This is a genomic window from Burkholderia sp. MSMB1072 (genome assembly GCF_001524725.1).
In the GTDB taxonomy this organism is placed as follows: domain Bacteria; phylum Pseudomonadota; class Gammaproteobacteria; order Burkholderiales; family Burkholderiaceae; genus Burkholderia.
The window spans coordinates 73,965-96,753 of record NZ_LOYC01000047.1 but is presented as its reverse complement, the minus strand read 5'-3'; the positions used below and the strand labels follow the sequence as shown (position 1 = coordinate 96,753).

Below are 22,789 nucleotides of genomic sequence, written 5' to 3'. Positions count from 1 at the left end.
GCGCGCTCACTGCGACGAAGGACGCGAATCGGCGAGCGGCATCGCCACGCCAGCCGCCGCGGGTGTGCGGCGCCGGCGCAGCATGTCGCGCGTGATCCGCACGTGCTGCTCGGCGAACGCCTGCGTGGTCAGGTCGCGTTCGCGCAGGCACGCGGCGGCCGCACGCGCGCAGTCGAGCGCCGCCACCGGATCGGCGACGAAGCGATCGGCGGCCTGGCGCATCGCCTGCGCGTCGAACGCCGGCACATAGGCGGCCGTATCGTGCGGAAAGTAGTCGCTCAGGCCGCCCACGTCGGACACGATCATCGGCTTGCCGACGGCCGCCGCCTCGAGCATCACCGTGATGCCCGACGCGTGGAAATTCGGCCGCAGCGGCACGACGATCACGTCGGCCCACGCGTACAGTTCGTGCTGCTTCGCGAGCCCCGCCGCCGGGCCAATCTTCACGTTCGGCGCGTGCCACTCGCGCGGCACGCGGCGGCGCGTCGCGAGCCGCACGTCGTAGCGCGCGTCGCCGCCGAACGCGGCGAGGAACGTGCGCCAGTCGCGGTCGCGGTCGTTGCCGATCGCCGCGATCCGCAGCGGCCGGTTCGGTTTCCATTGCTGCGGCTCGACCGGCGGGAAATCCTGCGTGTTCAGCCCGTAATAGACGAACTCGGCTTCGCGCCCGAGATAGCGGCGGCACAGGTCGGCGTTGTCGCGAGCCAGCGTGGTCAGCACGTCGGCGCGCGCGAGCAGCTTGCGGTAGAGCCAGCGGCGCGGGCCGCCGAAGCTGTTCCATTTGTCGAACAGCCACACGCTCTGCGCGAGCAGCAGCGGGCGCTTGCCCTGCGCGCCGGCGAGCTTCAGGATCAGCGCGGCGGCCAGATGCTCCTGCTCGGTGTGGGTCCAGATCACGTCGGTATCGAGCAGCGCCGCGCGGTTGCGCCACGCATGCACGACGTCGAAGCCGAGCGCCGCCTTCAGCGCACGGCGCGCGACGCTCACGACGCGGTTCTCGCCGCCGTCCTGCGAATAGGTCAGCCGGAATTCGTCGGATTCGGCGTGGTGATAGCCGTACAGGCAGCCGATGTTGTCGCCTTTCCGATAGGTACGCGGATCGGCGCCATAGAACAAATGGACGTGAACTTTCGTTGCATCCTTCGTGGTCATGCGAGCCCTCCGGGCGTGGCCGCGCGCATTGTGCGCAGGCCGTTCAAGACGTCACCGGCGGCATCGCCGCACGATGGGGGGCGAGATTCGTGCGGCGCGCATCGCGTGCGCCGCGGCGCACCGCGCGCCAGTGCGCGAGCACGCGGGCACGCCGCGCGGTGGGCAGCGACAGCAGCACGTGCGCGAAGCCCGGATAGACGCGCGTGCCGATCAGCGTCCACCACCACCACGCGATCTCGCGCCGTACCGGCGGCAGATGCTCGCGCAGCGTCAGCTGCAGGTTGTACGCGCCGTTGCTGATCGCGTTCAGCGAGGCCGCATCGCGACGGTCGTCGTCGAAGCGCTCGGCCGGAAAATGATCGACGGCGATCGCCGGGTCGTACAGCAGCGTCCAGCCCGCGCGCTGCACTTCCATGCTGAACGCCATGTCGTTGTGCACCTGCGCGCCGGCGCCGCGCAGCCGCGTGTCGAAGCGCAGCCGTTCGATCGCCGCGCGGCGGTAGCTCATGTTCGCGCCTTTCAGCATGTCGACCGTGCGCGCGCCGCCGACGCCGAGGTGATGATTGCCGATGATCTTGCCCGACAGCGTGAGCCGGCCGACCTGCTCTCGCGATTCGTCGAGCAGGCGGCCCTTCTCGTGCACCCAGTCGCGGCCGCCGACCGCGCCCACGCGCGGGTCGGACAGGAACGCGGCTTCGATGCGTGCGAGCCAGTCGGGGTGCGGCGCCGCATCGTCGTCGGTGATCGCGACGATGTCGCCGGTCGACGCGTCGAGCCCCTTGTTCAGCGCGGCCACCTGCCCCGCCACGTCGACCGGCACGATGCGCAGCGGCAGCGCGCCGCCGACCGCCGGATCGGCGAGCCGTTCGTGCGTGGCGTCGTCCTCCGGGCGCGCGACGACGATCACCTCGTCGGGCAGCCGCTGCTGCCGCTGCAGCGCCAGCAGGCAGCGCGCGAGGTCGGCGGGACGCCGGTAGGTCGGAACGAGCACGGAAATTTTCATCGAGGGTTCTCCATTCGGCCAGGCCGTTGCGGCGCGCGCCGGCCCGGTGTCGTGCAATGCGATCAAGCGCTCAGGTATTCGTGCACGGCCGCATAGCCGCGGCCGTAGCCGCGCGCCTTCGGCGGCACGCCATTGAAGATCCCGCCTTCCAGATCGACGCCCGCGGTACGCAAGCGCTTGATCGCGTCGGCGATCTCGCCTTCCGTATGCATGCCCGAGCGCAGCACCAGGAAGGTGGCGCCGGCCATGCGGCCGATGATGGTCGCGTCGGTCACCGCGAGCACCGGCGGCGAATCGATCAGCACGACGTCGTAGCGCTTGCCGAGGCCTTCGAGGTATTGCGGCAGGCGCGTCGACATCAGCAGCTCCGACGGGTTCGGCGGGCGCGTGCCGGCCGCGATGAACGACAGGCCCTGCACCGGCGTCTCGCGGATCGCGTCCTCGAGCGAGGACTGGTCGCTCAGCAGCTCCGACAACCCCGGCTGCGAGGTGAGGCCGAAATAGCGGTCGAGCATCCCGCGGCGCATGTCGGCGTCGATCAGCAGCACACGCTTACCCGAATGCGCGAGCAGCACCGCGAGGTTGACCGTCAGGAAGCTCTTGCCGATGCCCGGCGTCGGGCCGGTCAGCACGATCACGCGGTTCTTCGCGTCCATCATCGCGAACTGCAACGCGGTGCGCAGGCTGCGCATGCTTTCGACGCTCAGATCCTTCGGACGCAGGCTCGCGAGGATCGGCCGGGCGCGACCGCCGCCCTTCTCGGCCGCGGCATCGAGCTTCACCTGCTCGGCGCTCTGCGGGACGAGCCCGTACAGCGGCAGGTTGAACGTACGCTCGACGCGGTCCGGATCCTCGATGCCCTGGAACAGGTTGCGGCGCAGGAACACGACGCCGGTGCCGAGGATCAGCCCCAGGAACACGGCGGCCGACAGGATCAGCGCCTTCTTCGGCTTGATCGGATCGCCCGGGCGCAGCGCCGAATCGACGAGGTGGATGTTGCCGCCCGTGCCGGCCTTCTGCACCGACAGCTCCTGCACGCGGTTCAGCAGCAGCACGTAGATGTCCTCGGCGACCTTCGCGTCGCGCTGGAGCTGGACCGCCTTCACCTCGGTCGCCGGCAGGCTGCGGAAGCGGTTGCTGAACTTGTCCTTCTCGCCCTGCAGCTCCGCGAGCTGCTGCTTCGCGGCGATCACCATCGGGTGCGAATCGGTGAAGCGCTGCGCGAGCGACGCGAGCTGCAGGCGCTGCGCGGCGATCTGCTGTTCGTACTGCACGCTGCCTTCGAGGTAGACCTTCGCCTCGTCGCTCGCGTTGATCGACCCCGAGGTGCGCTGGTACTGCGTCAACGCGGCTTCCGCACGTTCGAGATCGGCCTTCAGGCGCGGCTCCTCGCCCTTCAGGAAGTCGAGCATCTTGGTCGCTTCCGCCTGCTTCGCGATCACGTGCTGGTTCAGGTACGACTGCGCGAGCGCGTTCGCGATCGCGGCGGTCTGGTCCGGGTCCTTGCCTTCGAGCGAGATCTGCACGACGCCCGTCTGCTTGCCCTGCTCGGTCACCTGGATGCCCGACTGGAAACCGGTGATCGCGTCGAGATCGTTGTAGCGGACCACCGTGAACTGCGTGCCGGGACGCGCGACGAGCTTCTGCACGAGCAGCGTCACGCCGCCGCCCTGCGCCGATTCCCCGACGCGGCCCGCCAGCAGCCGCGTGCCGTTCGCGTCGACCAGCGAATACGTGCCGTTCGGGCCGGCCGTCAGCGTCAGCTTCTTGCCTTCGAGCGCCGGCACGACGCTGATCGAGTCGACGTCGGCGAGCTCGCCGCCCCACGCATACGACTTCAGGCCGAGCCACGGCCGCGACGGCTGGCCCGGCGTCGCGAGGCGCGCGGCGAGGCTGCCGAGCACCGGCAGCGTCTTCGGCGCGACCGAGAAGTTCAGCTTGAACTGCTCGACGACCGGCGTGACGACGCCGCGGCTCTTGATGATCTCGATTTCCGCATCGGTCGGCGCCTGCTGCGGGCCGCTGTTGATCGACGCGCCCGTCTGCGTCTGCGTGAGCGCCTGCGACGTGTTGTCGTTGCCCTCGACCCGCACGTGCACGTCCGCCTGGTAGACCGGCTTCGCGATGAAGCAATAGAGGCCGGCGAGCGCGACGACCGTCACCGCGATACCGAGCAGCAGCCAGATGTCGTCCATGATGACCTGGAGCAACTGGCCGAGAACGACGTCCTCTTCCTCGGTTTTCGCGGTCAGGTCCGCGTAGGAGTGTTTCGCTTGCGTGTTCACCATTCGTTCCCGCTTGAGTGGTGCCGGGGGGCGGACGCCGCCCCGGCGGGCTATCAGCGCGTGATTTGCCGCATGTAGAAGATCGTCTGGATCGTCGGCAGCACCTGCTGCAGCACACGGTTGAACTGCACCGAGCCGGCCGTGCTGACGTAGACGACGTCGAGCGGTTGAAGCGGGAAGCGGCTCGACAGCATCAGCGCATCGGGCTGCGTCATGTCGAGACGGAACACTTCGGGCTTCGTCGGGTTGTCGCGCATCCCGCGCATCACGTAGATCTTGCGCGGGTTCGCGTCGGTGTCGAGAATCCCGCCGCCGGCCGTCAGCGCGTCGGCGATGGTCAGCTTGCCCTTGAGCATCGGCACCGTGACCGGCGTCTTGACCTCGCCCATGATGAACACGCGGCTGTCGCTGCGGTCCGGCACGTTGACGATGTCGCCCGGCTGCAGCATCACGTTCTGCTTCACCTCGCCGCGATCGAGCACGCCATTCGCATCGAGCGTGTACAGCTTGCCGTCGCGCGTGAGCCGCACGCGCTGCAGGTCGGCCTCGGCGGTCGAGCCGCCCGAGCGCGAGATCGCGTCGACCAACGTGAGCGGCACGTCGCTCACCGCGAGCGGGCCCGGCTGCTTCACCTCGCCCGTCACCTGCACCTTCTGGCTGCGGAACGACAGCACGCGCACGTCGAGCTGCGGGTTCTTCACGTAGCGCGACAGGCTGGACGCCATCTCGTCGCGAATCTGCGCGACCGTCTTGCCCGCCACGCGAATGCGGCCGACGAACGGGAAGAAGATCGTGCCGTCGGCCGCCACGGTCTGGCCGTACGGATCGGCCTGACCCGGCAGCGCGGTCGTATACGGCTGCTGCAGCGCGCCCGCGACCGATTGCGTCGTGTTGCCGCCGCTCGAGAACGACTGGCCCTGCGGCGTCGTCAGCTCCGGGTGGTCCCACACGGTGACGCCGAGAATGTCCTGCGGGCCGACGCGATACGTGTACTGCGACGGATCGGTAAAGCGCCCGGGCGGCAGCGGATGGTCGACCTGCGCTTTCTGCAGCTGATCCATCACCACTTTGGCGTCGATGTAATGAACCGGATAGGTCTCGGCCGCTTCCTGCCGGCCGTCGTCCTTCAGGTTCGACGAGTCGAGGTAGTTGCCGGGCGCGGTCGCACACGCCGACAGGAATGTCGTCAGCGCGACGGCGAGCGCCAGCGGGCGCATGGGACGTTTCAGCATAGTTTTTGCAGCCATCCTTGAACCAGACGTTCGATCAATGAGTAGCTCTCGCGATAGTCGGCCTCGGGGCCGCCATGCGGATCCGCGATCTCGGCGTCCTCCCACTTGCCCAGCAGGTGGACCTTGCCGCGCGCGAACGGATCGACCGATTCGACGGCCTTGATCTGATCGCGCTCGCTGACGAGAATCAGGTCGGCGTCGCGCACGATCCGGCGCGACAGCCGCCGCGAGCGATGGGTCGTCGCATCGACGCCCCGCTCGGCCAGCAGTTGCCGCATCACCGGATCGATGCCGTCGCCGTCGTTCGCGTGCACGCCGGCCGAATGGAACGTCGGGCGCGGGCCGCCGCGCGACGCGGCGTGCGACTTGAACAGCATTTCCGCCGCCGGGCTGCGGCAGACGTTCGCGTGGCAGACGATCAGGATGTTCCGGAACATGGCGTCTCGTAACGAGTGACGGAAAACGGGTTACGCGCCGGCGCGCGCGGCGCCCGGCACGCGGGCGGCGACGGCCTGGCGCGAGCCCGGCCGGCCGATCGGGTGGTACTCGATGCCCTGCTCGCTCATCGTCTCCGGCTCGTACAGGTTGCGGCCGTCGAAGATCACGGGCGTCTTCCACAGGCGGCCGAGCGCGACGAAGTCGGGGCTCTTGAACGCCTTCCATTCGGTGACGATCACGAGCGCGTCGGCGTCTCGCGCGGCCTGCGCCTCGTCGTCGACGAAGGTCAGGCGCTCGAGCCAGCTCGGGTGATCGGCGAGATCGAGCGCGATCACGCGGCGCGCTTCCTGCTGCGCGACCGGGTCGTAGGCGGCGACGCGCGCGCCGCGCGAGAGCAGCTCGGCGATCAACTCGCGGCTCGGCGCCTCGCGCATGTCGTCGGTGTTCGGCTTGAACGCGAGGCCCCACAGCGCGAACGTGCGGCCGCTCAGGTCCTCGCCGAAGCGCGCGACGATCTTGTCGGCGAGCACGCGCTTTTGCGTCGCGTTGACCGACGACACCGCCTTCAGGATCTGCAGCGACTGGCCGTGCTCGTCGGCCGTGCGGATCAGCGCCTCGACGTCCTTCGGGAAGCACGAGCCGCCGTAGCCGCAGCCGGCATACAGGAAGTGATAGCCGATGCGCGGATCGGAGCCGATCCCGCGGCGCACGGCCTCGATGTCCGCGCCGAAGCGGTCGGCGAGGTTCGCCAGTTCGTTCATGAACGAGATGCGCGTCGCGAGCATCGCGTTCGCCGCGTATTTCGTGAACTCGGCCGAACGCACGTCCATGTACAGCGTGCGCTCGTGATTGCGGTTGAACGGCGCGTAGAGCTTCTTCATCAGCTCGCGGGCGCGCTCGCCCGGCACGTCGTCGTCGCAGCCGATCACGATACGGTCCGGCCGCGTGAAATCGTCGACGGCCGCGCCTTCCTTCAGGAATTCAGGATTCGACACGACCGAGAACATCTGGTCGCCGCCGCGCTTCGCGAGCTCCTCGGCGACCGCCGCGCGCACGCGCTCGGCCGTGCCGACCGGCACCGTCGACTTGTCGACGATCACCTTGAAGCCGGTCATGTAGCGGCCGATGTTGCGCGCCGCCGCGAGCACGTATTGCAGGTCGGCCGAACCGTCCTCGTCGGGCGGCGTGCCGACCGCGATGAACTGCACGTCGCCGTGCGCGACCGCGGCCTCGATGTCGGTCGAGAAGCGCAGGCGGCCGGCCGAGCGGTTGCGCGCGATGACTTCCTTCAGGCCCGGCTCGTGAATCGGCACGCCGCCGCCGTTCAGGATGTCGATCTTCGCCTGGTCGACGTCGAGACAGAACACGTCGTGCCCGATGTCGGCGAGACAGGCGCCGGTGACAAGCCCTACGTAACCGCTGCCGATGATAGTCAGATTCATGATGTGTCGGACCCCTTGACCAATGATTCGAAATTCGGAAAACCGGAATGCCTGCGTGACGCAGCGCGTCGGTGTCAGTACGCGTTGCTGCCGGTGAAGCCTTTCCACAGCGTCAGCACGACGATCTTGATGTCGAGCCAGAACGACCAGTTCTGCATGTAGTACAGGTCGAGCTTCACGCGGCCCATCATCTTCTCGATCTGGTCGGTCTCGCCGCGAAAGCCGTTGATCTGCGCCCACCCGGTGATGCCCGGCTTGATCCGGTAGCGGAACATGTAGCCCTTGACCAGATCCTTGTAGATGTCGTCGTGCGCGAGCGCATGCGGGCGCGGGCCCACCACCGACATCTCGCCCTTCAGCACGTTGATGAACTGCGGCAGCTCGTCGAGGCTCGTGCGCCGCAGGAACCGGCCGACCGGCGTCACGCGCGAGTCGTTCTTCGTTGCCTGCGTGACCTGCCCGGCCACTTCCTGATGCACCTTCATCGAGCGAAACTTGTAGATCTCGAATTCGTGCCCGTCGATGCCCTTGCGCTTCTGCCGAAAGAACACCGGCCCGCGCGAGGTCAGCTTGATCAGAACCGCGATCAGCACCATCACCGGCGCGAGCGCCGTGAGCGCCGCCAGCGCGAACAGCCGGTCGAACACGAACTTCGGCAGGATCCGCACGTCGGTGATCGGCGACGCCGCGAGGTTGATCGCCGGCACGCCGAGCACCTCGACCACCTCCTGGTTGAAGAACGACAGCGTGCGCACGTCCGGAATGAAGCGGATGTTCACGAAGTCGTGCCGGAACACCGTCACGATCTCGTGAATCCGACGCTCCTCCGTGATCGGCAGCGTGAGCCACAGCTCGCTGATCGCGCGGCTGCGCACCAGCCACACCAGCGATTCGAACTGCCGCTCGATACGCACGTCGTCGAGCGCGACTTCGCCCGGCGCCTCGCTTTCGTCGTACACGCACACCGGGTTGAAGCCGGCTTCCGGCCGCGCCCGCATCTGCGCGATCAGCCGCCGTGCCGCCGGCGTGCCGCCGACGATCGCGACCGCCTTCAGGTTGTAGCCGCCGCGGCGCAATTGCCGCAGCACCACGTGCACGCAGGCTTTCGAGCATGCGAGCAGCGCCATCGTCGCGAGCGCCCAGTAGCCCAGCCACAGCCGCGACAGGTCGCCCGACTGGTGAAAGCTGAAACTCAGCAGGATGCCCGCGAGCTCCACGGCGAGCCACGCGAACGCAACGCGGACCACCAGCCCGACGAGACGCTTGCCGCGCCACGACTGGTAGATGCCGACGGCCGGAAAGAACACGACGACCAGCAGGCAGTCGAACAGCACCGTCGTGCGCTGCAGGTCGCTGAGCCCGATGCTGCCGTCGTGCAACGCGGCCGCGATCAGCGCACCCGTCACGACCATCGCGATATCGATGACTCTCGCCAGCACGCTCAACATGTCTGTTTCCTCTTCTTTGAACAGGCGTTTGCCGAACAGCGCCTTGCGCAGCCCATGCCGCACATTCGATTCAAACGTTGCATGACGCTATTGAAGCGACAAGAAAATTCCTCCTCAAGCGCACAAGTATTTCGAAAAATAATCGGAAATTCTTGCCGCGATCTTTTTTAATTAAATCGGCAGGTTTTCCCGAATCGGTCGGGAACGGGGATTTTTTCGGAATCGTTACGCTTCCCGGTCACCCTTTGCGGGCAGTCGTGTCCGGCCGGCACCCGGAATTATTTTTTATTTTTTTATTGCCGGCCGGTGCTATCGCGGAAAATTCTCCCGGACGAATGCGCGGCGGATATCCGGCATTGGGTCCGGTTTTATTGTCGATTTACTTCATGCTACAACGACAGGCACTGACTTCAACCGTGGAGAGTGTCATCATGAATGCTCCGGCAGTGGTCGCCGAAACGCGCCCTTCTACTTCCGCCGCACCCGCCGCACCCGCTGCCGGCACGCGTCTCGCCGTGCAGCCCGTGATTCTCGCCGGCGGTTCCGGCACGCGCCTGTGGCCGATGTCGCGCGAGCGTTTTCCGAAACAGCTGATCGGCCTGCTCGGCGATCACTCGCTGCTGCAGTCCACCGCGCTGCGCCTCGACGGCCTGACGGCCGATCATCCGCTCAACGACGACGTGCTGATCGTCTGCGGGGAGGATCACCGCTTCACGACCGCCGAGCAACTGCGCCTGACGGCCAAGCACGCGACGATCATGCTCGAACCGCTCGGTCGCGACACCGCACCGGCGCTGACGCTCGCCGCGCTGCGGCTCGTCGCCGGCGGCAACGACGCGGTGATGACCGTGATGCCGGCCGACCATGCGGTCGCGGACGTGCCGCGCTTTCACGCGGCCGTCGCGGCCGGCGTGCACTGCGCCGCGCAAGGCAAGATCGCGACGATGGGCATCGTGCCGAAGCACGCGGAAACCGGCTACGGCTACATCCGCGTCGGCGCGCCGCTCGGCGACGCCGGAACCGGCCCCCTCGACGTGCGCCGCCTCGACCGTTTCGTCGAGAAGCCGCACCTCGAACTCGCGCAGCAGTACGTCGCTTCGGGCGAATACTGGTGGAACAGCGGGATCTTCATCGTGCGCGCGTCGGTCTGGCTGAAGGCGATCCGGCAGCTCGAACCCGCGATCTACGCGGCCTGCGAACGGGCCGTCGCGCAGGGCAAGGAGGACGGCGACTTCTTCCGCGTCGATCGCGACGCATTCGCCGCATCGCCGTCGAACTCGATCGACTACGCGGTGATGGAACCGCTCGCGAGCCTGCCTCAACTGTGCGAGAGCGTCGTCGTGCCGCTCGACGCGGGCTGGTCGGACGTCGGCTCGTGGGATGCGATCTGGCAGATCTCGCCGAAGGACGAAACCGGCAACGTCGGCCGCGGCCACGTGCTGTTCGAAGGCGCCGAATCGACGTTCGCGCATTCGGAAAGCCGGCTCGTCGCCTGCGTCGGCACGCAGAATCTGGTCGTCGTCGAAACGCCCGACGCCGTGCTCGTCGCGGACAAATCGCGCGTGCAGGACGTGAAGAAGATCGTCGGGCACATCAAGGCGCGACAAGGCTCCGAAGCGACCGACCACCGCAAGGTGCATCGTCCGTGGGGCCACTACGACTCGGTCGACATGGGCGAGCGCTTCCAGGTGAAGCGCATCGTCGTGAAGCCGGGCGCGCAACTGTCGCTGCAGATGCACCACCACCGCGCCGAGCACTGGATCGTCGTGCGCGGCACCGCGCGCATCACGCGCGGCGACGAAACGTTCCTGCTGTCCGAAAACGAATCGACGTACATTCCGCTCGGCGTATCGCACCGCCTGGAGAACCCGGGCAAGATGCCGCTCGAGCTGATCGAAGTGCAGTCGGGTGCGTATCTCGGCGAGGACGACATCGTCCGCTTCGACGATACCTACGGCAGACAGTAACGCGTCGCCGCCATGCACGAAAGGGCGCCGCCTCGACGGCGGCGCCCGGGCAAGGCAGACATGGAGACACCGAAGGAGACACCGGACTTGCGCGCGGGCGTCGTGGCGCACGACGGCCCGCGCGTTGCACGGCAACGGCGATCAGCCCACGCGGTACTCGTATTCGCGACGCTCCGACTGCACGGGATCGTTGCGGCTTTCCGACAACGCGCCCGCGCGACGCTCGGCGATGAAGCGCTTGATGTCCGACTCCGCGCGCGCCAGCGCCGACAAGCCGGCCAGCACTTCGCCCTGCGGCTCGCGCGCCGGCGCGTCGCTCGCACCGTGGCGATCGATCCACTGGCGCGCCCAGTCGAGCGCGTACTGCTCGGCTTCCTCGGCGTCGGTGAAGCGCGGGCCGATCAGGCCCGAGCGCTCGACGCGCCGGTCGTCCTGCGAGATCTCGGCCCATGCGCGATACATCAGGTTCTGCACGGGCTGCGCGATCCCGCTGATCGTGTAGCCACGATATTCGTCGACCTGCGGCTCGGCCGCGGCGAAGCTCGCCGCCGACGCCCGCACATGGCGCAACTCCGTGGCCGGCGCGCCGGGCACCGTGAACGACACGTCGGAGCGGCCGTCCACCTGGTCGTCCCGCATCGTGCTCAGCGACGCACCCTCGCCCGGCCAAACGTTTGCCTGCGCAACCGGCAATTGCCACGACTCGGGGTTCTGCCAGAACACGCCGCGCAGACGGTCGTTGTCGGGCATGGGCTCCGCGCGGCGGGCCGGCGCGACCGCGACGGGCGGCGGCGGAATATACGCGAACGTGCGCCCGCTGAACTGGGTCAGCACGTCGATCATCTTCAGCAGCGTGCCGTTCGCGAGCCACTCTTCGTAGCGGCGGCGGCACGTCGGCCCGGATGGATAGCGACCAGGCAGCTTTGACCAGGCTTCCCCGGTCGTCAGGATCCAGAGCACCGCGTTGGCGACGACGCGCGGTTCGGCGCGCGGACGCCCGCGACGGTTCAGCCGGATGGGTTCATCGGCGATCAGCGCTGAAAGGCGAAACCACTCTTCATCGTTAAGCTCATCGAAGAACATAGTCGATCTCTCCACGCAGCCAGGCCGGGGCTGCGATTGGCGGCGCCGTCGCGACACATCGCGTCGCGGGGCGGCCAGGTTGCACATTATGGTTATCCGGCGTTGTGCATACCGGGCGACACCGCACTTTCACGGTGCCGCGATTCCCGGCAATGGCGCACAAATCGCGGTCTCACTCCAATGTGGGAATTTTTGTGCACGAAGCATACCATCCTCAGGGTTTATCTCAATATGACAATGACTTAATGTTACGCACTGAAACAACCTGCCATGGGCGAGCAATCCATTTACGCTTGAATTTTTTTGCGAGATCTTTATGCCGGCGGCTGCAAAGGCCCGTCTGGCGGGGCTCCGCAGCGTCTGAAGAATACCGTGAAACGGGCCGTTGCGGCCTGCTCCGACCCCACCCGCGACACTCCGCGAAATGGCTCCCCGAGATCGGTAAATCAGGGAAAAATCCGTAACAAGATATTCACGAATCGGTAAATCATTCGATTTTCGGAGAATCGAATTATCTCCATGCACAATCTTTTTATTGTTTCTCTGCGAGTAATGAAAATACGCTGACGCAGCGCGCCCACTGTGTCTCCGCATGCAAATCCGTCACCGTTGTTACATTTTCGGGGAAACAGGCGAGCAGCCGCGCCTCAGCGTGCGGCGCGCCGGTTTCGGGTCGGAACGGAAAAGCGGGAGCCGGCAGGCGCGGCAGGCGCCCCCTCAGCGCAGATCGCCGGCCAGCGCTGCGGCCACGTCCGCGTCGATACGCTGCGGCGGCATCGTATAGGCCGGATGATCGCAGCCGATCGACAGCGCCGCCCCGCCCTTGAGCGCAGCGCGCATCGGCGCATCGAACTCGAAGCGGACGAAGTGCACGGCCGACGTTTTCTCGGCGTTGTCGCGCTCGAGATCCTCGTCGGCGATCGCGTAGACGCTCGCGTGCCCGTCGACCCGCAGGTACACGCGATCCTCGACCCCGATCAGCCGAGCGAGCGCCGCGCGCCGTTCGACCTCGTGCTCGTACTCGATCTGCATCGTCGCCTTCAGGTTGGTGCCGTCGGGCACCAGCGGCAGATACGCGTCGAGCTCCGCTGCGATGCCGGCTTCGTCGAAGATCTTCTCGATGTGCAGCATCTCGTGGATCTGGTAGCGGATCGTCGTCTCGTCCTCGAACAGGAAACGCAGGTGATTGCCGAGCGCCACCGCGCGGCGACGCTTGTACGCGACGAGCCGCGCGTGTTCGGCCTTGCGGATCTTCGCGTACGCTTCGAGCGTCAGCAGGGAGTCGCGGGTCAGCGTCATGGATGTCCTCGTGGGTGGCCGGCGGCTCAGATGCCGTACGCGCGGCGCAGCAACGTCAACGGATGCGCGAGCGGCGCTTGCGGCAGCCCCTTCTCGTCGATGCCCTGCACGATGTGATGGCCGGCGAGCGCGCAGTCGGACGACACGACGTCCGGCTGCGGCTCGGCCATCGCCTTGAACACGGGCGCGCCGATCCGCATCGCATCCGCATGGAACGCCTTCTTCACGCCGAACGTGCCCGCGTGGCCGGAGCAGCGCTCGACGACGTTCACGCGCGTATCGGGCACGAGCGACAGCGCATCGGCCGTCTTGCGGCCGATGTTCTGCACGCGCGCATGGCACGGCACGTGATACGACACGGTGCCGAGGCCGGTCTTGAAATCGGTCTTCAGCAGCCCGTCGCGATGCCGTGCGATCACGTATTCGAACGGATCCCAGAACGCATCGGCCACCGCGCGCACGGCTGCGTCGGCGGGGAACATCAGCGGCAGCTCGCTCTTGTACATCAGCACGCAGCTCGGGATCGCGCCGATCAGCGCATAGCCTTCACGCGCGTAGCGTTCGAGCACGGGGATGTTGACCGCCTGCTTCGCGGCGACGCCCTCGAGATTGCCCTGCTCGAGCAACGGCATCCCGCAGCACGCTTCGTGCGTGACGAGCTCGTACGGGATCTCGTTGTGCGCGAGAATCGCGAGCAGGTCGTGGCCGATCCCCGGCTCGTTGAAATTCACGTAGCACGTCGCGTAGATCGCGACCTTGCCGGGCGTGCGTTCGCCGTCCCGCACGGGCGGCGTGTCCGAGCGCCTGGCGGCGCGCCGGAACGTGCGCGGCGCGAATTCCGGCAGCCACGCATGGCGATCGACGCCGAGCACCGCTTCGAGCGCGTGGCGCGCGGGCGGCGTGCGGTTCACCGCATTGACCGTCTGCGTGACGACCGGAATGCCCGCGAAACGGCCGAGGGCATCGGTATTCGACAGCACCTTGTCGCGCAGCGGCGCTTCGCCGCGCTTGTAACGCGCAGCCTTGCCGCGCAGCATCAGGTGCGGGAAATCGACGTTCCATGCGTGCGGCGGCACGTACGGGCATTTCGTCATGTAGCAGAGGTCGCACAGATAGCACTGGTCGACGACCTTGCCGAATGCGGCCTTCGGCACTTCGTCGATGTCGCCCGTCGGCGTGTCGTCGACCAGGTCGAACAGCGCCGGAAACGCGCCGCACAGCGACACGCAGCGCCGGCATCCGGCGCAGATGTCGAATACGCGCGTCATTTCCGCATCGATCTCGGCCTGGTCGTAGAACGCTTCGGACTGCCAGTCGAGCGGATGCCGGGTCGGGGCTTCGAGACTGCCTTCCTTGTGGGGCATGGGACGCTCCCGCGTGGCGCGCATGGGCGCAGGCGCACCGCCCGCGCGGTGCGGGCGGCGATGAACGAACCGCCGGCCGCGCGGCGTTGCCGTGCGACCTGCGGCGGCCCGTCAGTCGACGAGACCGTCCAGCGCCTTCGTGTAGCGGTTCGCGTGACTGCGTTCGGCCTTCGCGAGCGTCTCGAACCAGTTCGCGATTTCGTCGAACCCTTCGTCGCGCGCGGTCTTCGCCATGCCCGGATACATGTCGGTGTATTCGTGCGTTTCGCCGGCGATCGCCGATTCGAGATTCAGCCGCGACGAACCGAACGGCAAACCCGTGGCCGGATCGCCGACGGCTTCCAGGTATTCGAGATGGCCGTGTGCATGGCCGGTTTCGCCTTCGGCGGTCGAGCGGAACAGCGCGGCCACGTCGTTCTGCCCCTCGACGTCGGCCTTCGAAGCGAAATACAGATAGCGCCGATTCGCCTGCGATTCGCCCGCGAATGCGGCCTTCAGGTTCTCTTCGGTTTTGCTGCCCTTGAGTTGAGCCATTTGCGCCTCCGTTCGAGTCGGCGCGGCCGCGTGCGACGCCGGGCCGATCAGATATGTGGGGAACGATGCGTACGCCGGGCGCGCATCGTGCTCTTCAATCTAGGCGCTCGCGTTCGCATCCCCCAATAGGCTTTTTCAATGCGGGCGATAGTGTCGGGTGCGAACGCGGCAAATGGCCGGGAAGACGGGCGCGGCGCGCTGCCGCGCTCGTCGTGCGCCAAGCGTCACGCGTCCATCGCGCGCTTGAGCAGCAATTCGCGCTCACGCTCGTTGCGCGTCAGTTCCGCCGCACGGCGGAACTCCAGCTTGGCCTCGTCCGCGCGGCCGAGCTTCGCGAGCAGATCGCCGCGCACGCTCGGCAGCCAGTGATAGCGCGCCAGCGCCGGATCGTCGCGCAGCACGTCGACGAGTTCGAGCGCCGCGGCCGGCCCGAACGCCATCCCCACCGCGACCGCGCGATTCAGCTCGACGACCGGCGACGGCGCGACTTCGGCGAGCGCGTCATACAGCGCGACGATCTGCGCCCAGTCCGTGTCCGAAGCCTGCCGCGCCCGCGCATGGCACGCGGCGAGCGCCGCCTGCAGCGCATACGGCCCGCGCACGCCGCCGAGCTTCGTCGCCCGCTCCAGCGCCGCGAGGCCGCGCCGGATCAGCAACGGATCCCAGCGGCTGCGGTCCTGGTCGAGCAGCAGCACGGGCCGGCCCTGCGCGTCGACGCGTGCATGCATGCGCGACGCCTGCAGCTCCATCAGCGCGACGAGCCCGAGCACTTCGCTTTCGTCCGGCGCGAGCCCGGCGAGCACGCGGCCGAGCCGCAACGCCTCGTCGCATAGCGCCGGACGCATCCAGTCGTCGCCCGCCGTCGCCGCATGGCCTTCGTTGAACACGAGATAGATCACTTCGAGCACCGATGCGAGCCGCGCGGGCCGCGCATCGGCGGCCGGCACCTCGAACGGCACGTGCGCCGCCGCGAGCGTGCGCTTCGCGCGCACGATCCGCTGCGCGATCGTCGGCTCGGGCGTCAGGAACGCACGCGCGATCTCGCCAGTCGTCAGCCCGCCGAGCAGCCGCAGCGTCAGCGCGACGCGCGCGTCGGTCGACAGCACCGGGTGGCACGACGTGAAGATCAGCCGGAGGAGGTCGTCGCCGATGTCGTCGTCGCGCGCGTCGGCGAGTGCGTCCGCGATATCGGGGACGACATGCGCTTCGAGCGCGTCCATCTCGTGACCAAGCTGGTCGCGCTTCGCCGCATGAAGCGACTCCTGCCGGACCCGGTCGAGCGCGCGACGCTTCACGGCCGTCATCAGCCACGCGGCCGGGTTGTCGGGCACGCCGTCGACGGGCCAATGCTCGAGCGCCGCGACGAGCGTGTCCTGCGCCAGCTCCTCGGCCACGCCGACGTCGCGCACCACGCGCGCGGCGCGCGCGATGATCTTCGGCGCCTCGATTCGCCAGACCGCTTCGATCGCACGATGAGTCGCCTCATGCGTCACGACGCCTGCCCCTGGGCGGACGCATCCAGCGGCATGGCCATCAGTTCCCACGTGTGACCGTCCGGATCGGTGAACCCGTGGCCGTACATGTTCGGGTACTCGCGCGGCGCCTGCGGCGCGGCCCCGCCCGCTGCCAGCGCCTTCGCGACGATCGCGTCGACTTCGGCACGGCTGTCGCACGACAGGCACGACAGCACCTGGATGTGCGTCGCCGGATCGATGATGGTCTTGTCGGTGAAGGTCTGGAAGAACGGCCGCACGAGCAGCATCGCGAAGATCGCGTCGCTGATCCGGATGCAGGCGGCCTGATCGTTGGTATAGGCCGGCACGACCTCGAAGCCGAGCGCCTGGTAGAACGTCTTCGCGCGCGGCAAGTCGGCTACCGGCAGATTGATGAAAACCATCTTGTGCATGACGGGTGCTCCCGGTGAGGTTGGATTCAGGCGTGGCTACGGCCGACGTGGAGATCGCGGAACCGCTCGACCGCGTCGCTCGGCGTCAGGTCGTCGAGCTCGAACAGCGGCCGCACCTCGATCTCGCAATCGAGCTCGGCGCCGAACGGCGCGGGGAACCGGCGCGTCCATTCGAGCGCTTCGTCGCGCGAACGCACCTGGATCAGCGTATAGCCGGCGATCAGTTCCTTCGTTTCGGCGAACGGGCCGTCGATCACCGTGCCCTTGCCGCCCGTGTAGCGCACGCGCCAGCCATGGGCGCTCGGCCTCAGGCCGTTGGCGTCGAGCAGCACGCCGGCCTTCGCCAGTTCCTCGTGATAGACCGTCATGGCCTCGACCAGCCGGTTGTCCGGCAACGCGTCGGATTCGCTGACGGCGTTCGCCCGGATCATGATCATGAATCGCATCGTTCACTCCTTGTCGTCGGTGGAAGGCGGCGCCCGTTCCGCGGCGCCTTATCCGGACGACGGGCGGAAGACGGCCGGATCGACACGCGCCACGACAAATCAGGGTAAATACCGAGTCGCGACGCTCAGAGGAAGCACGGGCCGACCGCGCGCACCTCGACCGTGCACCATTGCGCGGCCGGGCACTGGCGCGCGATCTCGATCGCTTCCTCGCGCGTGTCGACGTCGACGAGGAAGAAGCCTCCGATCATCTCCTTCGCCTCCGCGAACGGGCCGTCGAGCAGGCGCGTCTCGCCGTCGCGCACCTGCACGCGCGTGCCGCGCTCGGACCGCTCCAGCGACTCGACGCCGCGCAGCACGCCGCGCGCCTTCAGCGACTCGGCGAAATCGACCATTCGCGCATAAAGCGCCTGACCTTCGTCGAGCGTGCGCTCGGCGCGCTGTTCGGTCGGTTCGACAATCAACAGCATGTAAGACATGGATTTCTCCTGTGGGGGACGGGGCGCCGCGGCATGCGCCGGGCGAGCGGCATGCGACGGCCGATGCGAAAGCGTAACAGCCGCGGGACGGCTTGCCGCATCGTTGGCCAACCGGCACTGGCCGGACGGCCATTTCGGTCGCAGCCTGACAGTTTGCCTTCAGGATGCGGTCCCGAACTGTCGGATTTTCATCCTGTGGACCGTCTCATGTCACGCCCGCTCCTCCTGTTCGCCGTTGTGCTGTTCGCGGCGTTGTCCGTCGTGCCCTGCGCGCCCCTCTTCGCCCGGCCGGCCGTCGCCGCGCTGCCGGTCAGCAGCGGCTGCGGCGGTGCGGTCACGGCGATTGCCGAGATCCGCCGCGCCGGCCGCCCGTCGCCGTTCGCCGGGCAAACGACGTCGATCGAAGCGGTCGTCACCGCGGCGTTCGGCGGCCCCGACGGCCTGGGCGGCTTCTTCGTCCAGCAGGCCGACGCGCAGCGGCAGCGCCGGCCGGGCGTTCCGGAAGGCCTGTTCGTCCATGCACCGAACGCGCGCGCCGAACCCGGCGATCTCGTGCATCTGACCGGCAAGGTCGACGAAAAATACGGCCGGACGCAGTTCACCCTGTCGGGCCGCGTGACCGTCTGCGCGCGCGGCCAGACGGTCACGCCGGCAACGCTCGTGCTGCCGGTCGCGTCGCCCGCCGTGCTGGCCGCGTACGAAGCCATGCGCGTACGCCTGCCGCAAACGCTGACGGTCAGCGATACCTACGAACTCGGCCGCTACGGCAGCCTCGTGCTGAGCCACGGCCGGCTGCGCGTACCGACCCAGGTCGCATTGCCGGCCGACGCTGCCGCACTGACGGCAGCCAACGCACTGAACCGCATCGTGCTCGACGACGGTTCAAGCCGCCGCGACCCGGCGGCCGTCCGCTATCCGCCGCCCGCGCTGAGCGCGGCCAACACGCTGCGCGCGGGCTACACGGTACGCGGCGTCGAAGGCGTGCTCGAGTGGCGCTACGGCGCATGGCGGCTGCAACCGGTGGCTGGCACGGCACCGGCGTTCGATGCCGCCGCGAACCCGCGCACCGCGGCACCGGCCCGGCATCCCGAGGCCGACGTGCGCGTCGTATCGTTCAACGTCTTCAACTATTTCAACGGCGACGGCCGTGGCGGCGGATTCGACGCGCCGGCCGACCGCGGCGCGAAAACGCCCGCCGCGTTCGCGCGGCAGGAAGCGAAGATCGTCGCGGCGTTGCGCGCGCTGCGCGCCGACGTGATCGGGCTGATGGAAATCGCGAACAACGGCCACGGCGACGCGAGCGCCGTGACGCGTCTCGCCGCGCAACTCGGCGCGGGCTGGCGCGCGGTCGATCCAGGCACCGCGCGGCTGGGCCGCGACGCGATCGCGGTCGCGCTGCTGTACGACAGCCGCACGGTCGAGCCGGTCGGGCGCGCCGCCACCGTCGCACTCGGCGGCCGGCACCGCCCGCCGCTCGCGCAGACGTTCCGGCGCATCGGCGGCACGCGCGCGTTCACGGTCGCGGTCAATCACCTGAAGTCGAAGAACTGCCCGCACGCGAGCGGCGCCGATCTCGATCAGTCCGACGGCCAGGGCTGCTGGAATGCGGCGCGCACCCGGGCGGCCGCGCGCGTCGCCGACTGGCTCGCCACCGCGCCGACGGGCGTCGCGGCCGACGGCGTGCTGCTGATCGGCGATCTGAACAGTTATGCGAAGGAAGACCCGGTTCGCACGCTCGAAGCGCGCGGCTATGCGAACCTGGTCGCGCGCTTCGTCGGCAATGCTGCGTACAGCTACGTATTTCGCGGCGAAGCCGGCAATCTCGACCACGCACTTGCCACGCCGCCGCTCGCCGTGCGCGTGAAGGCCGTGCAGTTCTGGCACATCAACGCGGACGAACCGCTCGTCCTGCAACCCGTGCCCGATTACAAAACGTCCGCGCGACGGTCGGCTTATTACGCGCCCGACGCGTACCGCTCGTCGGACCACGATCCCGTCGTCATCGACGTCGCGCTGGACGGCAGCGGTGGGCGACCGGCTCCGGGCACGAATCATGCGCGTCGATCTGTCGTCGATTAGTGCAATTGCATCAGTACGCGACCTGCAACGGCACTATTTACCCGATGGCCCGGCAACGCCATATTTACCGGGCTTTCACTGCGATCCGCTGCTCGACATGCTGCGTCGGCCGAGACGCGAAATTTTTTCAACCGCCGCCCCGCCCCGCGTGACGGGGCTTTCGGGCGATCCCGCCGACGAATTGAAAATTTGTCTCGAAACTCAAGCGGATCAGGTGAATCACACTAGTTGCTGGGATTCGTCTTATCTTCAAATTAGCCCTGGAATCGAAGGAGGATAAACACCATGGCGCTTACCGACTCGATCGAACACAAGCTGGATCGCGGCCTGTCCGACATCCGCCGCACCGGCCGACGCGTTGGCCGTACGACCCGCTCCGCCGCCCGCGACCTGCACGCCGACGTGAGCGACGATCTGCGCGGGCTGGTCGACGAACTGGAAGATTTGCTGAAAAACGACGGCGATGGCGATATCGCCGCCCTGCGCAAACGCATCCAGTCCCGGATCGACGAAGCACGCGGCGCGCTCGACTACGCGTCGGGCAGCGCGGCCGCCCGGCTGCGCGATTCGGCCGAACGCGTGTCGCAGGTCGTGCACGACAATCCGTGGCAGACCGCCGGCGTCGTCGCGGGTCTCGCATTCGTCGCGGGGCTGCTCCTTTCCCGCCGTTGAACGGGGCCACCCGCACCCCCGCCCGCCCCGTTCGCTCTCAATCAGACAACGAAGGAGAAACCGCCATGCAGAAATCCCTCGCCATGAAAGCCGCCGCTGCCGTGATGCTCGGCAGCCTCGCCCTCGCCGGCTGCACGACCACCTCCGACAAACCCGATAGCGCGGCAGCCAGCGCGTCGAAACGCCAGTCGATCGACGCCAGCGTGAATGCCACGCTGTCGCGCCTGTATTCGACGGTGCCGGGCTCGCGCGATCTGGTCTCGAAAGCACGCGGCGTCCTCGTGTTCCCGAACGTGCTGCAAGCCGGCTTCATCGTCGGCGCCCAGTCCGGCAACGGCGCGCTGCGCGTCGGCGGCAGTACCGTCGGCTACTACAACACGTCGTCGCTGTCGGTCGGGCTGCAGGCCGGCGCGCAGTCGAAGGCGGTCGTGTTCCTGTTCATGACGCAGGATGCGCTCGACTCGTTCCGCAAGTCGGACGGCTGGTCGGCCGGCGCCGACGCGTCGGTCGCGGTCGTGAAGGTCGGCGCGAACGGCGCGGTCGACACCACCACGGCCACCGCCCCGGTGGAAGTGCTGGTCCTGACCAACGCGGGCCTGATGGGCGACCTGTCGGTGAACGGCACGAAGGTCACCAAGCTCCACATCTGACGACGCGGCACGCGGCCTCGCACCGCGTTCGCTTCCCGGCAGCGCCGCGGCCCCGGCCGCGGCGTTTTCGCATGTCTCTCACGCAGCGGCTATGATGGCGGCATCTTTGCGGGCATACTCCGCGTGGGCCGCCCCGCAACGCGTTTCGCCGCGAACCGCGACGTTCGCGAATCGATCGCGCACAGGGCAACGAAATTCAATCAAACCACGCATCAATCTGCGCGAATGTCACCCATGGATAGCGGACAAGATCACCAAAAATTCTTCTATTTCCTGCTGTTCGCGGTCACCGTCGGACTCTGCTGGATCCTCGCGCCGTTCTTCGGCGCCGTGTTCTGGGGCACCATTCTCGCGATCCTGTTCCAGCCCGTGCAGCGCTGGCTGGCCGCGCGCTTCGGCAAGCGGCGCAACCTGGCCGCGCTCGTCACGTTGTCGTTGATCATCCTGATCGTGATCCTGCCGCTCGTGTTCGTGGCGGGCACGCTCGTGCAGGAAATCGCGTACGTGTACCAGGAAATCAAGACCGCGCAGCCGAATTATTCGCAGTACTTCCAGGACATCGTTCACGCACTGCCGTCGTCGATCCAGCATCTGCTGCAGAAATACGGGCTGACCAACATTCCGGGCATCCAGAAGAAGCTCACCGATGGCGCCGCGCAGATCAGCCAGTTCGCGGCGACCCAGGCGCTCAGCATCGGCCAGAACACGTTCCAGTTCATCGTGAGCTTCGGCGTGATGCTGTACATGGTGTTCTTCCTGCTGCGCGACGGCGGCGAGATCGGCCGCCGCGTGCGCCGCGCGCTGCCGCTCGACGACGAGCACAAGAACCTGCTGCTCGCGAAATTCACGACGGTCGTGCGTGCGACCGTGAAGGGCAACATCGCGGTCGCGCTCGTGCAAGGCGCGCTCGGCGGCCTGATCTTCTGGATCCTCGGGATCGAGGGCGTCGTGCTGTGGGGCGCGCTGATGGCGTTCCTGTCGCTGCTGCCCGCGATCGGCGCAGGCCTCGTGTGGGTGCCGGCCGCACTCTACCTGCTGATGATCGGCTCGGTCTGGAAGTGCGTGATCCTCGTCGTGTTCTGCGTCGGCGTGATCGGCCTCGTCGACAACCTGCTGCGCCCGATCCTCGTCGGCAAGGACACGAAGATGCCCGACTGGGTCGTGCTGATCTCGACGCTCGGCGGGATGGCGTTGTTCGGCATCAACGGCTTCGTGATCGGGCCGCTCGTCGCCGCGCTGTTCATGGCGAGCTGGGACATCTACGCGCGCGCCGAACAGGGCGAATGACGCGCGTGCGGCCGCCGGCGCGC

21 protein-coding genes are annotated in these 22,789 nt (G+C 67.7%); 6 read left to right on the top strand and 15 right to left on the bottom strand.

Annotated elements, in window-relative coordinates; all coding sequences use genetic code 11:
• Positions 1–6: 6 nt before the first annotated feature.
• From WS89_RS23525 to WS89_RS23495, 7 genes are all read right to left on the bottom strand, one after another.
• Complete coding sequence (locus tag WS89_RS23525) at positions 7–1,152, bottom strand: glycosyltransferase family 4 protein (RefSeq protein ID WP_059793849.1); 1,146 nt, start codon at positions 1,150–1,152, stop codon at positions 7–9.
• A gap of 43 nt (positions 1,153–1,195) precedes the next feature.
• Entirely contained in the window at positions 1,196–2,155 is a 960-nt protein-coding gene (locus WS89_RS23520) for a glycosyltransferase family 2 protein (protein ID WP_059793847.1), read from the bottom strand.
• A 62-nt stretch (positions 2,156–2,217) separates the two neighbouring features.
• On the bottom strand, positions 2,218–4,443 hold the full coding sequence (locus WS89_RS23515; protein ID WP_059793845.1) for a polysaccharide biosynthesis tyrosine autokinase: 2,226 nt from the start codon (positions 4,441–4,443) through the stop codon (positions 2,218–2,220).
• A gap of 50 nt (positions 4,444–4,493) precedes the next feature.
• Complete coding sequence (locus WS89_RS23510) at positions 4,494–5,672, bottom strand: polysaccharide biosynthesis/export family protein (protein WP_059501244.1); 1,179 nt, start codon at positions 5,670–5,672, stop codon at positions 4,494–4,496.
• A complete protein-coding gene (locus WS89_RS23505) occupies positions 5,666–6,109 on the bottom strand; it encodes a low molecular weight protein-tyrosine-phosphatase (protein ID WP_059501246.1) in 444 nt (147 codons plus the stop codon). The genes WS89_RS23510 and WS89_RS23505 overlap by 7 nt, the downstream gene beginning before the upstream one ends.
• 30 nt (positions 6,110–6,139) lie before the next feature.
• The gene (locus tag WS89_RS23500; protein ID WP_059501249.1) at positions 6,140–7,552 is read right to left on the bottom strand and encodes a UDP-glucose dehydrogenase family protein; all 1,413 of its coding nucleotides are present in this window, start codon (positions 7,550–7,552) and stop codon (positions 6,140–6,142) included.
• 74 nt (positions 7,553–7,626) lie between these two features.
• Complete coding sequence (locus WS89_RS23495) at positions 7,627–9,000, bottom strand: undecaprenyl-phosphate glucose phosphotransferase (RefSeq protein ID WP_059793960.1); 1,374 nt, start codon at positions 8,998–9,000, stop codon at positions 7,627–7,629.
• 431 nt (positions 9,001–9,431) lie between these two features.
• Between WS89_RS23495 and WS89_RS23490 the strand changes: the two genes are divergently transcribed.
• Entirely contained in the window at positions 9,432–10,967 is a 1,536-nt protein-coding gene (locus WS89_RS23490; protein ID WP_059793843.1) for a mannose-1-phosphate guanylyltransferase/mannose-6-phosphate isomerase, read from the top strand.
• 141 nt (positions 10,968–11,108) lie between these two features.
• Here WS89_RS23490 and WS89_RS23485 read toward each other — a convergent pair whose 3' ends face one another.
• The 8 genes from WS89_RS23485 to WS89_RS23450 form a co-directional block, all read right to left on the bottom strand.
• Positions 11,109–12,050, bottom strand: a complete 942-nt coding sequence (locus tag WS89_RS23485; RefSeq protein WP_059793841.1) for a transposase — start codon at positions 12,048–12,050, stop codon at positions 11,109–11,111.
• Positions 12,051–12,767: 717 nt separating this feature from the next.
• Entirely contained in the window at positions 12,768–13,349 is a 582-nt protein-coding gene (locus WS89_RS23480) for a DUF3501 family protein (RefSeq protein ID WP_059501255.1), read from the bottom strand.
• Between the two features lie 26 nt (positions 13,350–13,375).
• Positions 13,376–14,713 carry a heterodisulfide reductase-related iron-sulfur binding cluster gene (locus WS89_RS23475; RefSeq protein WP_059793839.1) on the bottom strand — a complete coding sequence of 446 codons (1,338 nt, stop codon included), beginning with the start codon at positions 14,711–14,713 and terminating at the stop codon, positions 13,376–13,378.
• 111 nt (positions 14,714–14,824) lie between these two features.
• Positions 14,825–15,247: a rubrerythrin family protein gene (locus WS89_RS23470; protein ID WP_059793837.1), complete on the bottom strand. Its 423-nt coding sequence runs from the start codon at positions 15,245–15,247 to the stop codon at positions 14,825–14,827.
• A gap of 224 nt (positions 15,248–15,471) precedes the next feature.
• On the bottom strand, positions 15,472–16,740 hold the full coding sequence (locus WS89_RS23465; RefSeq protein ID WP_059793835.1) for an RNA polymerase sigma factor: 1,269 nt from the start codon (positions 16,738–16,740) through the stop codon (positions 15,472–15,474).
• A complete protein-coding gene (locus tag WS89_RS23460) occupies positions 16,737–17,153 on the bottom strand; it encodes a VOC family protein (protein ID WP_034205286.1) in 417 nt (138 codons plus the stop codon). Before WS89_RS23460 ends, WS89_RS23465 begins: the two co-directional genes overlap by 4 nt.
• Positions 17,154–17,179: 26 nt before the next feature.
• The gene (locus WS89_RS23455) at positions 17,180–17,599 is read right to left on the bottom strand and encodes a YciI family protein (RefSeq protein ID WP_011548204.1); all 420 of its coding nucleotides are present in this window, start codon (positions 17,597–17,599) and stop codon (positions 17,180–17,182) included.
• Between the two features lie 125 nt (positions 17,600–17,724).
• Positions 17,725–18,078, bottom strand: a complete 354-nt coding sequence (locus WS89_RS23450; protein WP_027782496.1) for a YciI family protein — start codon at positions 18,076–18,078, stop codon at positions 17,725–17,727.
• Positions 18,079–18,285: 207 nt separating this feature from the next.
• Here WS89_RS23450 and WS89_RS23445 point away from each other — a divergent pair, with 207 nt between their 5' ends.
• From WS89_RS23445 to WS89_RS23430, 5 genes are all read left to right on the top strand, one after another.
• Positions 18,286–20,157 carry an ExeM/NucH family extracellular endonuclease gene (locus WS89_RS23445; protein WP_059793833.1) on the top strand — a complete coding sequence of 624 codons (1,872 nt, stop codon included), beginning with the start codon at positions 18,286–18,288 and terminating at the stop codon, positions 20,155–20,157.
• Positions 20,132–20,437: a hypothetical protein gene (locus WS89_RS33970; protein WP_156440604.1), complete on the top strand. Its 306-nt coding sequence runs from the start codon at positions 20,132–20,134 to the stop codon at positions 20,435–20,437. The genes WS89_RS23445 and WS89_RS33970 overlap by 26 nt, the downstream gene beginning before the upstream one ends.
• 5 nt (positions 20,438–20,442) lie before the next feature.
• A complete protein-coding gene (locus WS89_RS23440; RefSeq protein ID WP_059793831.1) occupies positions 20,443–20,829 on the top strand; it encodes a DUF883 family protein in 387 nt (128 codons plus the stop codon).
• A gap of 65 nt (positions 20,830–20,894) precedes the next feature.
• Positions 20,895–21,479: a BPSL1445 family SYLF domain-containing lipoprotein gene (locus tag WS89_RS23435; protein ID WP_059501268.1), complete on the top strand. Its 585-nt coding sequence runs from the start codon at positions 20,895–20,897 to the stop codon at positions 21,477–21,479.
• Between the two features lie 234 nt (positions 21,480–21,713).
• The gene (locus WS89_RS23430) at positions 21,714–22,766 is read left to right on the top strand and encodes an AI-2E family transporter (RefSeq protein ID WP_034205290.1); all 1,053 of its coding nucleotides are present in this window, start codon (positions 21,714–21,716) and stop codon (positions 22,764–22,766) included.
• Positions 22,767–22,789: the final 23 nt, after the last annotated feature.

Excerpts from the sequence above, each read along its gene's own strand:
- WS89_RS23525 (WP_059793849.1), bottom strand. The coding sequence starts at position 1,152 with ATGACCACGAAGGATGCAACGAAAGTTCACGTCCATTTGTTCTATGGC.
- WS89_RS23520 (WP_059793847.1), bottom strand. The coding sequence starts at position 2,155 with ATGAAAATTTCCGTGCTCGTTCCGACCTACCGGCGTCCCGCCGACCTC.
- WS89_RS23515 (WP_059793845.1), bottom strand. The coding sequence starts at position 4,443 with ATGGTGAACACGCAAGCGAAACACTCCTACGCGGACCTGACCGCGAAA.
- WS89_RS23510 (WP_059501244.1), bottom strand. The coding sequence starts at position 5,672 with ATGCTGAAACGTCCCATGCGCCCGCTGGCGCTCGCCGTCGCGCTGACG.
- WS89_RS23505 (WP_059501246.1), bottom strand. The coding sequence starts at position 6,109 with ATGTTCCGGAACATCCTGATCGTCTGCCACGCGAACGTCTGCCGCAGC.
- WS89_RS23500 (WP_059501249.1), bottom strand. The coding sequence starts at position 7,552 with ATGAATCTGACTATCATCGGCAGCGGTTACGTAGGGCTTGTCACCGGC.
- WS89_RS23495 (WP_059793960.1), bottom strand. The coding sequence starts at position 9,000 with ATGTTGAGCGTGCTGGCGAGAGTCATCGATATCGCGATGGTCGTGACG.
- WS89_RS23490 (WP_059793843.1), top strand. The coding sequence starts at position 9,432 with ATGAATGCTCCGGCAGTGGTCGCCGAAACGCGCCCTTCTACTTCCGCC.
- WS89_RS23485 (WP_059793841.1), bottom strand. The coding sequence starts at position 12,050 with ATGTTCTTCGATGAGCTTAACGATGAAGAGTGGTTTCGCCTTTCAGCG.
- WS89_RS23480 (WP_059501255.1), bottom strand. The coding sequence starts at position 13,349 with ATGACGCTGACCCGCGACTCCCTGCTGACGCTCGAAGCGTACGCGAAG.
- WS89_RS23475 (WP_059793839.1), bottom strand. The coding sequence starts at position 14,713 with ATGCCCCACAAGGAAGGCAGTCTCGAAGCCCCGACCCGGCATCCGCTC.
- WS89_RS23470 (WP_059793837.1), bottom strand. The coding sequence starts at position 15,247 with ATGGCTCAACTCAAGGGCAGCAAAACCGAAGAGAACCTGAAGGCCGCA.
- WS89_RS23460 (WP_034205286.1), bottom strand. The coding sequence starts at position 17,153 with ATGCACAAGATGGTTTTCATCAATCTGCCGGTAGCCGACTTGCCGCGC.
- WS89_RS23455 (WP_011548204.1), bottom strand. The coding sequence starts at position 17,599 with ATGCGATTCATGATCATGATCCGGGCGAACGCCGTCAGCGAATCCGAC.
- WS89_RS23450 (WP_027782496.1), bottom strand. The coding sequence starts at position 18,078 with ATGTCTTACATGCTGTTGATTGTCGAACCGACCGAACAGCGCGCCGAG.
- WS89_RS23445 (WP_059793833.1), top strand. The coding sequence starts at position 18,286 with ATGTCACGCCCGCTCCTCCTGTTCGCCGTTGTGCTGTTCGCGGCGTTG.
- WS89_RS33970 (WP_156440604.1), top strand. The coding sequence starts at position 20,132 with ATGCGCGTCGATCTGTCGTCGATTAGTGCAATTGCATCAGTACGCGAC.
- WS89_RS23440 (WP_059793831.1), top strand. The coding sequence starts at position 20,443 with ATGGCGCTTACCGACTCGATCGAACACAAGCTGGATCGCGGCCTGTCC.
- WS89_RS23435 (WP_059501268.1), top strand. The coding sequence starts at position 20,895 with ATGCAGAAATCCCTCGCCATGAAAGCCGCCGCTGCCGTGATGCTCGGC.
- WS89_RS23430 (WP_034205290.1), top strand. The coding sequence starts at position 21,714 with ATGGATAGCGGACAAGATCACCAAAAATTCTTCTATTTCCTGCTGTTC.